This window comes from Micromonospora sp. NPDC050495 (assembly GCF_040655175.1).
Taxonomy (GTDB): Bacteria; Actinomycetota; Actinomycetes; order Mycobacteriales; family Micromonosporaceae; genus Micromonospora.
This window is the reverse complement of record NZ_JBFAJK010000021.1, coordinates 1-8,505: the sequence shown is the minus strand read 5'-3', so window position 1 is coordinate 8,505 and position 8,505 is coordinate 1. Positions and strand designations below refer to the sequence as shown.

12 protein-coding genes are annotated in these 8,505 nt (G+C 73.4%); 4 read left to right on the top strand and 8 right to left on the bottom strand.

The genetic code is table 11. The features are described from left to right. Positions 1-211: 211 nt before the first annotated feature. The 8 genes from AB0I11_RS20500 to AB0I11_RS20465 form a co-directional block, all read right to left on the bottom strand. Positions 212-379: a hypothetical protein gene (locus AB0I11_RS20500; RefSeq protein ID WP_357322523.1), complete on the bottom strand. Its 168-nt coding sequence runs from the start codon at positions 377-379 to the stop codon at positions 212-214. A gap of 9 nt (positions 380-388) precedes the next feature. Next, positions 389-994 carry a hypothetical protein gene (locus AB0I11_RS20495; protein ID WP_357322520.1) on the bottom strand — a complete coding sequence of 202 codons (606 nt, stop codon included), beginning with the start codon at positions 992-994 and terminating at the stop codon, positions 389-391. A 45-nt stretch (positions 995-1,039) separates the two neighbouring features. Next, positions 1,040-1,432 (bottom strand): Fur family transcriptional regulator, encoded by a 393-nt coding sequence (locus AB0I11_RS20490; protein WP_357322518.1) that lies wholly within the window; start codon positions 1,430-1,432, stop codon positions 1,040-1,042. Positions 1,433-1,472: 40 nt separating this feature from the next. Next, positions 1,473-1,775 (bottom strand): metalloregulator ArsR/SmtB family transcription factor, encoded by a 303-nt coding sequence (locus AB0I11_RS20485; protein ID WP_046571524.1) that lies wholly within the window; start codon positions 1,773-1,775, stop codon positions 1,473-1,475. A gap of 43 nt (positions 1,776-1,818) precedes the next feature. Beyond that, positions 1,819-2,703 (bottom strand): metal ABC transporter permease, encoded by an 885-nt coding sequence (locus tag AB0I11_RS20480; RefSeq protein WP_357322515.1) that lies wholly within the window; start codon positions 2,701-2,703, stop codon positions 1,819-1,821. Beyond that, on the bottom strand, positions 2,703-3,464 hold the full coding sequence (locus AB0I11_RS20475) for a metal ABC transporter ATP-binding protein (protein ID WP_357322512.1): 762 nt from the start codon (positions 3,462-3,464) through the stop codon (positions 2,703-2,705). The genes AB0I11_RS20480 and AB0I11_RS20475 overlap by 1 nt, the downstream gene beginning before the upstream one ends. Next, a complete protein-coding gene (locus AB0I11_RS20470; protein ID WP_357322509.1) occupies positions 3,461-4,390 on the bottom strand; it encodes a metal ABC transporter substrate-binding protein in 930 nt (309 codons plus the stop codon). Before AB0I11_RS20470 ends, AB0I11_RS20475 begins: the two co-directional genes overlap by 4 nt. Positions 4,391-4,462: 72 nt before the next feature. Then, on the bottom strand, positions 4,463-4,720 hold the full coding sequence (locus AB0I11_RS20465; protein ID WP_357322506.1) for a DUF6703 family protein: 258 nt from the start codon (positions 4,718-4,720) through the stop codon (positions 4,463-4,465). Positions 4,721-4,747: 27 nt separating this feature from the next. Here AB0I11_RS20465 and AB0I11_RS20460 point away from each other — a divergent pair, with 27 nt between their 5' ends. From AB0I11_RS20460 to dusB, 4 genes are all read left to right on the top strand, one after another. Continuing rightward, positions 4,748-5,089, top strand: a complete 342-nt coding sequence (locus AB0I11_RS20460) for an antibiotic biosynthesis monooxygenase family protein (RefSeq protein WP_357322504.1) — start codon at positions 4,748-4,750, stop codon at positions 5,087-5,089. A 25-nt stretch (positions 5,090-5,114) separates the two neighbouring features. Then, positions 5,115-5,675, top strand: coding sequence for a hypothetical protein (locus AB0I11_RS20455; protein WP_357322501.1), 561 nt, complete (start codon positions 5,115-5,117; stop codon positions 5,673-5,675). Positions 5,676-5,788: 113 nt separating this feature from the next. After that, the gene (locus tag AB0I11_RS20450; protein WP_357322498.1) at positions 5,789-7,168 is read left to right on the top strand and encodes a glycine--tRNA ligase; all 1,380 of its coding nucleotides are present in this window, start codon (positions 5,789-5,791) and stop codon (positions 7,166-7,168) included. Between the two features lie 52 nt (positions 7,169-7,220). Next, entirely contained in the window at positions 7,221-8,384 is a 1,164-nt protein-coding gene (dusB, locus tag AB0I11_RS20445; protein ID WP_357322495.1) for a tRNA dihydrouridine synthase DusB, read from the top strand. Positions 8,385-8,505: the final 121 nt, after the last annotated feature.

Below are 8,505 nucleotides of genomic sequence, written 5' to 3'. Positions count from 1 at the left end.
GCGCCGCCACGCGCCGCCACGCGCCGCCACGCGCCGCCACGCGCCGCCACGCGCCGCCACGCGCCGCCACGCGCCGCCACGCGCCGCCACGCGCCAGCCACGCGCCGGCGTCGGGACGGCCACACGCCGGGGTCGGGACGGTCTCGCGCCGCCAGGCGTGGGGACGGTCTCGCGTTGGGTGGGGCCGACGGTGGCGCGGGAGGCAGGTGGGTCAGCGGGCGACGGCCCAGGCGATCACCCCGGCCAGGATCAGCCCGTTCAGGCCGGCCAGCACCAGGTACGCGGCGGGCGGGATGCGGCGACCCTTGCGGAGGAAGCTCACCAGGACGCCCGCGTAGATCAGCAGCAGCACCGCGACGACGATCAGGAAGTACAGCACCGGCACACCTTAGCGGCCCGCCCTCAGGCCGAGGCTGCGCAGCTCCAGCTCGGCGAGCGCGTCGACGGTGGCGTCGTCGCCACGCCGCCACGCCTCGGCCACGTCCGGGTCGATCCGGGTCAGCCGGCCCAGCGGTTGCCCGGCGAGCGCGCGCAGCGCCAGCAGGTCCCGCCCGGCGGGTGCGCTGGCCAGCCGCTTCGCCGCGCCGGCCCGGCGCATCCAGCGCAGCCGCGGCGGCAACCAGCCGACGAGGACCAGGCCGAGTGGGATGACCAGCACCGCGATGCTCAGCCCGAGGGCCAGCTGGCCGACGAGTTCCTGCTGGTCGTGGCCGGCCTCGGCGACCGACCGGGCGGCGTCGGCGGCCCGGTTGAAGGGGGCGGTCAGCTCGTCGCCGACCAGCGGCACCCGGCCGACCTTGCCGCCCGCCTCGGCCAGGTTGTCGGCGAGGCTGCCGCCGGCTCCCTCCAGCTTCTGTCCCGGTACGGCGAGCTTCTCGATGAGGTCGTGCAGCCAGAGCGCGAAGCGGATCGAGGCGTACACCCAGGCGACCACGAGCAGGTCGGTGAGGAGCTGACGGAGGGCGATCGGAAAGCGATCAGCGTAGATCTTCACGCCGGACAGCGTGCCACGCTCCGGCCCCGCCGGCACGATCCAGCTTCAGCCGGCGCAGGCCGGGCAGCTGCCGAAGATCTCCAGGGTGTGGCTGACCTCGGCGTACCCGTGCTCGGCGGCGACCCGCTCGGCCCAGCTCTCCACCGCCGGGCCGGCCACCTCGACGGTCCGCCCGCAGTGCCGGCAGACCAGGTGGTGGTGGTGGCCCTCGCTGCACCGCCGGTAGAGGTGCTCGCCGCCCGGCGGGCGCATCACGTCGATCTCGCCGGCGTCGGCGAGCCCCTGCAACGTCCGGTAGACCGTGGTGAGGCCGACCCGCTCGCCGCGCTGGCGGAGCATCGCGTGCAGGTCCTGGGCGCTGTGGAAGCCTTCCACCTCGGCCAGCAGCGTGCTCACCGCCGTCCGCTGCCGGGTGTTGCGCAGCGCTCCGTCGGTCACGCCGCCACCTCCCTCCGGCCGCCCCGGGTGGGCCGCCCGGTCATCGCGGTCCTTCCCCGGCGTGGCTGACCGCGTCCGCGACGATGTGCGCGACGTGCTCGTCGACCAGCGCGTACGCGATTTCCCGGCCGCGGCGGGAACCCCGCACCACGCCGGCGCCGCGCAGCACGCGCAGGTGCTGGGAGACCAGTGGCTGGGGCGCGCCCAGCTTCTCCACCAGCTCGTGCACGCAGCGCTCACCCTCGGCCAGCTCGCTGACGATCGCCAGCCGGATCGGCGCCGACAACGCGCGCAGCAGCTCACCCGCGCCTTCGAAGGCGTCGTACCCGTTCGTGGCGGTCACCCCGTAACGGTAACCAATGCCAGCAGGACCGGCCCGCGGCGGCTCACGGGAGCGCCACCTCGTGCTCCGGCGGCTCGGCGAACGCCTCGGTGACCGGCGCGGCGGCCGGCCGGGACCGCCGGCGTACCGCCCGCCAGCCCGCCGCGGCCAGCGCGACCACCAGGAACGAGGCGATGGCCAGCAGCACCACCGAGGCGCCGGGCGGGGTGTCCGCGCCGGCGGCCACCGCAACGCCCGCGCCGGCGGCGAAGAGCCCGAGCGTCATGGCCGCCGCCATGGTGCTGGCGAACCCCCGGGTGACCTGCTGCGCGGTCGCCACCGGCACCACCATCAGCGCGCTGATCAGCAGCACCCCGACCGAGCGCATGGCGATGGTCACGGTCACCGCGGTGGTCACCGCGAGCAGCAGGTTGAGCGTCCGGACGGGCAGCCCGGAGACCCGCGCGTACTCCTCGTCGTGGCAGACCGCGAAGAGCGCCGGGCGCAGGGCCACCATCGCCACCAGGACGGCCAGGCCGAGCAGCAGGATGGTGACCAGGTCGCCCCGGGAGGTGGTGATCAGCGACCCGAACAGGTACGAGTTGAGCGAGGCGCTGCTGGCGTCGGAGAGCCCGACCAGCAGCACGCCGCCGGCGATGCCGCCGTAGAAGAGCAGCGCCAGGGCCAGGTCCCCGGAGGTACGCCCGCGCGCGCGGACCAGCTCGATCACGATCGCGCCGACCGTCGCGGCGAGCACCGCCACCAGCACGGGGGAGCGGTTGAGCAGCAGCCCCGCGCCGACGCCGGTGAGCGCGACGTGCCCGATGCCGTCACCGATCAGCGCCAGCCGCCGCTGCACCAGGTAGATGCCGAGGGCCGGCGCGGCCAGCCCGATGACCAGCGCGCCGACCAGGGCGCGCAGCATGAAGTCGTACTGGAAGAGATCCATCAGCTGCTCCACAGCCCGGCGGGCTCCTCGTCGCAGTGCGGGTGCACGTGGTCGTGGCCCGGTTCGGCGTGGTGCCCGGCCGGCTCGGGCACCGCCCCGTCATGGCAGATGCCGCCCTGGTGCACGACGACGGCACGGCTGATCAGCGGCCGCAGCGGCCCCAACTCGTGGGCGACCAGCAGCACGGTGCCGCCGTCGCCGACGAAGCCGTGCAGCGCGCGGGCGAACGCCTCCTGGCTGGCCATGTCGACCCCGGCGGTCGGCTCGTCCAGCACCAGCAGTTCCGGGCGGCCGGCCAGGGCCCGGGCGATCAGGGTGCGTTGCTGCTGGCCGCCGGAGAGGGTGGCGACCGGGTCGCCGGCCCGGTCGGCGAGGCCGACGGCGTCCAGTGCCGCGGCGACCGCCTCCCGGTCGGCCCGCCCGGCCGGGCGCAGCACGCCCCGGCGGGCCAGCCGGCCGGAGGCCACCACCTCGTTGACCGTGGCCGGTACGCCGCTGCCCGCGCCGAGCCGCTGCGGGACGTACCCGATGCGGTGCCACTGCCGGAAGCGGCGCTGCGGTGCGCCGAAGAGGGTGACCGACCCGGCGCCGAGCGGGACCAGGCCCAGCACGGCGCGGATCAGGGTGGACTTGCCGGAGCCGTTGGCGCCGAGCACGGCGACCACCTCGCCGGCGGTGACGGTGAGCGAGACGTCCCGCAGCACCGCCCGGCTGTCGTAGCCGACGGCGGCGTGCGCGACCTGGATCACGGGTGTGGTCATGAGCAGTCCAAGGCGGTCCGCAGGGTCTGGAGGTTGGTACGCATCGCGGCGAGATAGTCGCCCTCGGCGGGCGGGCCCTCGATCGGGTCGAGCACGGCGGTGCGCGCGCCGACCTCCCGGGCCACGGTCTCGGCGACCTTCGGGCTGACCAGGGTTTCGAAGAAGATGGTGGTGGCCCGGTGGGCCCGGGCCTCGGCGGCCACCGCGGTGAGGCGCTTCGGGGAGGGCTCGGCCTCCGGGCTGAGGCCGGTGACGCCGATCTGGTCGAGGTGGTAGCGGTCGGAAAGGTAGCCGAACGCGGTGTGGCTGGTCACGATCTCCCGGCGCTGGCAGTTCCGCAGGCCCTCGGCGTACTCGCCGTCGAGCCGTGCCAGGTCGGTGCGGAGCGCCGTGGCCCGGCTGGTGTAGTCGGCGGCGTGGGCGGGGTCGGCCCGGCCGAGCCGGTCGGCGAGCCGGTCGCCGATGGTGGCCAATCGGCCGGGGTCGAGCCAGACGTGCGGGTCCCGGCCGCCGCCGTCGGCCTCGTGCTCGGTGCCGTCCGCGTGCCGGTGACCGGCGTCGGCCCGCAGCGGCTGCACGTCGGCGACGTCGAAGGCCCGGTCACCGCCGTTCTGCGCGACGGCCTCGTCCACGGCCGGCTGGAAGCCGCCCAGGTAGACGACGAGTTCCGCGTCGACGACCTGGCCGACCTGGCGGGGGTTGAGCTCCAGGTCGTGCGGCTCGGCGCCGGGCTTGACCAGGTTGGTGACGGTGACCGTGGGTCCGCCGATCCGCTCGGCGAGGAACTGCAGCGGGTAGAACGCGGCCACCACGTCCACCCGACCCGGGTCGTGCCCGCCGCCGCCCTCGGTCGAGCAGGCCGCGACGCCACCCAGGGTGAGCAGGGCGGTCGCGGCGGCCAGGGCGCGGGCGATGCGGACGGTCATGCCGTCAACTGTCCGCGATAACGAAATTGATTGTCAAAAACGCATGATTGCATGTCCGCCCGCGCGGGCGGCTCACAGCAGCTTGGCCAGCGCGACCGCGAGCAGCAGCGTCAGCATCACCAGGCGCAGCACGCGCGTGCCCACCGCCTGCACCGGCCAGGTGACCACCATCAGCCACACCAGCACCGCGGCCAACGCCAGCAGCACGCCACCGCCGAGCGCGCCGGGGGCGAAGAGCCCCACCAGCACCACGACCAGAGTGGCCAGGAACACCACCGTCGGGTTGAGCCGGGACAACCGGGCCAGCAGGGGGGTCTGCGTACGCTCCATCCCACAGACTTTACGAGGAGGAAGCCGGTGCTGGTCACCAACCGGTTCGTGGTCGCCCCCGAAGGCGCGGCCGAGTTCACCGAACGGGCGCACGCCGCCCTCACCGCGCTCGCCGCCCGCCCCGGCTACCGGCGCGGCGAGTTGCTGCGCGCGTTCGACGACCCGGCCCACTGGTGCCTGCTCACCGAATGGGAGTCGGTCGGGGCGTACCGGCGGGCGCTGGGCGGCTTCGACGTCAAGGTCACCGCCGTGCCGCTGCTGGCCCAGTCCGTCGACGAGCCGTCGGCGTACGAGACCCTCGCCAGCGCCGCGCCGGAGGGCGAGATCGTCATCGTCGCCAGTGATCGGGCCGCAGGTCCTTACCGGTGACGCGGAGGGCACTACCCTCTGGCGTATGACCGCACCCGGCCCGGCCGCCCCACCCCCGCATCCCGTGCCGTCCGACGCGCCCGCGGCACCGGACTCGCCGGCGGACCCCGGCGTTCCCGCACCCCCGCCCGGTCCCGGGGTCGCCCCGCCCTTCGCCGCCCCGCCCACCGAGGGCCGGCGGGCCCGCCTCTGGCTCGGCCTCGGCGTGGGCGCGCTCGCTGTGCTGCTCTGCTGCGGCGGTGGCGGCGCCGCGGTGGTCGGGCTGGCGGTGAGCAACGTCCAGGCCGTCGAGGAACAGGGCCGGGCGGTCACCGACGACTACTACCAGGCCCTCGTCGAGAAGGACTGGTCCAAGGCGTACGACCAGCTCTGCGACGACGCCCGGCGGCGCGAGTCCCGCTCGGAGTTCGAGCAGCGGGTGGCCACCGAACCGCAGATCTCCGGCTACCGGGTCGGCGAGGTGGACCCGCAGACGCTGACCGTGCCGGTCGACGTGACCCTCTCCGGCGGCAAACGGGAGGCCCAGACGGTGACCCTCGCGCCGGACCAGCAGACGGGCGGCATGGAGGTGTGTGGGGTGAGCTGACCGGGCCCCGGTATTCTGCTGGGCTCGGGACTCCGGCGGTCGTACCGTTGTCCCGAACCGTCCGGTTCCACTCACATCGCCCCCGCCGACCGCCAGCCGGCGTAGGAGGAAACATGCCAGCCGACCGTATCGACGCCGTCGTCAGCCTCGCCAAGCGCCGAGGCTTCGTCTTCCCCTCCAGCGAGATCTACGGGGGCACCCGGTCGGCGTGGGACTACGGTCCGCTCGGCGTGGAGCTCAAGGAGAACGTCCGCCGACAGTGGTGGCGGACCATGGTCCAGCAGCGCGACGACGTCGTCGGCCTGGACTCGGCGGTCATCCTGGCCCGCCAGGTCTGGGAGGCCAGCGGCCACATCGCCGAGTTCGTCGACCCGCTGACCGAGTGCCAGTCCTGCCACAAGCGGTTCCGCGCCGACCACCTCGAAGAGGCGTACGCCGAGAAGCACGGCAAGCCGCTCACCTCGCTGTCCGAGCTGAACTGCCCGAACTGCGGCAACAAGGGCACCTTCACCGAGCCGAAGATGTTCAACGGCCTGATGAAGACCTACCTGGGCCCGGTGGAGAGCGACGAGGGCATGCACTACCTGCGCCCGGAGACCGCCCAGGGCATCTTCGTCAACTACAAGAACGTGGAGACGGTCGCCCGCAAGAAGCCGCCGTTCGGCATCGCGCAGACCGGCAAGTCGTTCCGCAACGAGATCACCCCGGGCAACTTCATCTTCCGGACCCGCGAGTTCGAGCAGATGGAGATGGAGTTCTTCGTCGAGCCGGGCACCGACGAGCAGTGGCACGAGTACTGGCTGCGGGAGCGCTGGAACTGGTACCTCGACCTGGGCCTGTCCGAGGAGAACCTGCGCTTCTACGAGCACCCCAAGGAGAAGCTCTCCCACTACTCGAAGCGCACCGTCGACATCGAGTACCGGTTCCAGTTCGGCGGCTCCGAGTTCGCCGAACTGGAGGGCATCGCCAACCGCACCGACTTCGACCTCTCCACGCACAGCAAGCACTCCGGGGTCGACCTGTCGTACTTCGACCAGACCAAGAGCGAGCGCTGGATCCCGTACGTGATCGAGCCGGCCGCCGGCCTGACCCGCGCGGTGCTCGCGTTCCTGCTCGAGGCGTACGACGAGGACGAGGCGCCGAACACCAAGGGCGGCGTGGACAAGCGCACCGTCATGCGCTTCGACCCGCGGCTGGCCCCGGTCAAGGTGGCGGTGCTGCCGCTGTCCCGCAACGAGGCGCTCTCGCCCAAGGCCAAGCAGCTCGCCACCGACCTGCGCAAGCGCTGGGTGGTCGAGTTCGACGACTCGCAGGCCATCGGCCGCCGCTACCGCCGTCAGGACGAGATCGGCACGCCGTTCTGCGTGACCGTCGACTTCGACACCCTGGACGACAACGCGGTGACCGTGCGGAACCGGGACACCATGGCCCAGGAGCGCATCTCCCTGGACCAGGTCGAGCGCTACCTGATCGAGCGCCTGCCCGGCTGCTGACGCTGGTCACGGGGCCCCGGCCGGCGCGCCGGGGCCCCCGTACACTTGTCCGGTGACTGCCCCGACCCTGCCTGCGCTGACGATCGGGCCGCACCGGGTGTGGCCGCCGGTGGTGCTCGCGCCGATGGCCGGGATCACCAACGTCGGCTTCCGCCGGCTCTGCCGGGAGCAGGGCGGCGGCATCTACGTGTGCGAGATGATCACCACTCGGGCGCTGGTCGAGCGGAACCCGAAGACGCTCCGCATGATCGCCTTCGGCGCCGAGGAGCACCCCCGCAGCCTCCAGCTCTACGGCACCGACCCGGAGATCACCGCCGCCGCCGTGCGGATCGTGGTCGAGCGGGACCTCGCCGACCACATCGACCTCAACTTCGGCTGCCCGGTCCCGAAGGTCACCCGGCGCGGCGGCGGCTCGGCCCTGCCCTGGCGCCGCCGGCTCTTCGCCCGGCTGGTGCGGGCCGCGGTGGACGCCGCGTCACCCGCCGGGGTGCCGGTCACCGTTAAGATGCGCAAGGGCATCGACGACGACCACCTGACGTACGTGGAGGCGGGGCTGGCCGCCCAGGACGCCGGCGTCGCCGCGGTCGCCCTGCACGGGCGTACGGCCGCGCAGCGCTATTCGGGAACCGCCGACTGGGACGCCATAGCCACCCTGAAGCAGGCGCTGGACGTGCCGGTGCTGGGCAACGGCGACATCTGGGAGGCCGACGACGCGCTGCGGATGGTCGACCACACCGGGGTGGACGGCGTGGTGATCGGGCGCGGCTGCCTGGGCCGGCCGTGGCTCTTCGCCGATCTGGAGGCCGCCTTCAAGGGTCGTAGCGAGCGGCGGCTGCCGAGCCTCGGCGAGGTGGCGGTGACCATGCGCCGCCACGCCGAACTGCTGGTCGACCAGTTCGTGGCGGGTGCCCGCAACCCGGCTCGGGGCGAGCGCGACGGCTGCACCGACTTCCGCAAGCACGTCGCCTGGTATCTCAAGGGGTTCCCGATCGGCAGCGAGCTGCGCCGCTCACTCGCCATGATCGAGAGCCTGGCCCAGCTCGACGACCTGCTCGGCAAGCTCGACCCGGCCGTACCGTTCCCGGTGGAGAACCTCGGCCAGCCGCGCGGCCGCACCAACTCGCCGGGCAAGGTGTTCCTGCCCGACGGCTGGCTGGCCAGCCGCGACGACGACACCCCGCCCGACGGCGCCGAGCTGGACGACTCCGGCGGCTGACGCGCCGAAAGGGCCCGACCCCGGGTGGGATGCTGTTGGTTAATTCGGGTTCTGCTGCTTCGCCCCGTCGGATCTATCCGGCGGGGCGAAGTTGTGCGAAGTGGCTGATGCGGGTGGCGGC

Coding starts and splice junctions, on each gene's coding strand:
- AB0I11_RS20480 (WP_357322515.1), bottom strand. CDS start 2,703: ATGGATCTCTTCCAGTACGACTTCATGCTGCGCGCCCTGGTCGGCGCG.
- AB0I11_RS20470 (WP_357322509.1), bottom strand. CDS start 4,390: ATGACCGTCCGCATCGCCCGCGCCCTGGCCGCCGCGACCGCCCTGCTC.
- AB0I11_RS20455 (WP_357322501.1), top strand. CDS start 5,115: ATGACCGCACCCGGCCCGGCCGCCCCACCCCCGCATCCCGTGCCGTCC.
- AB0I11_RS20450 (WP_357322498.1), top strand. CDS start 5,789: ATGCCAGCCGACCGTATCGACGCCGTCGTCAGCCTCGCCAAGCGCCGA.
- AB0I11_RS20475 (WP_357322512.1), bottom strand. CDS start 3,464: ATGACCACACCCGTGATCCAGGTCGCGCACGCCGCCGTCGGCTACGAC.
- AB0I11_RS20465 (WP_357322506.1), bottom strand. CDS start 4,720: ATGGAGCGTACGCAGACCCCCCTGCTGGCCCGGTTGTCCCGGCTCAAC.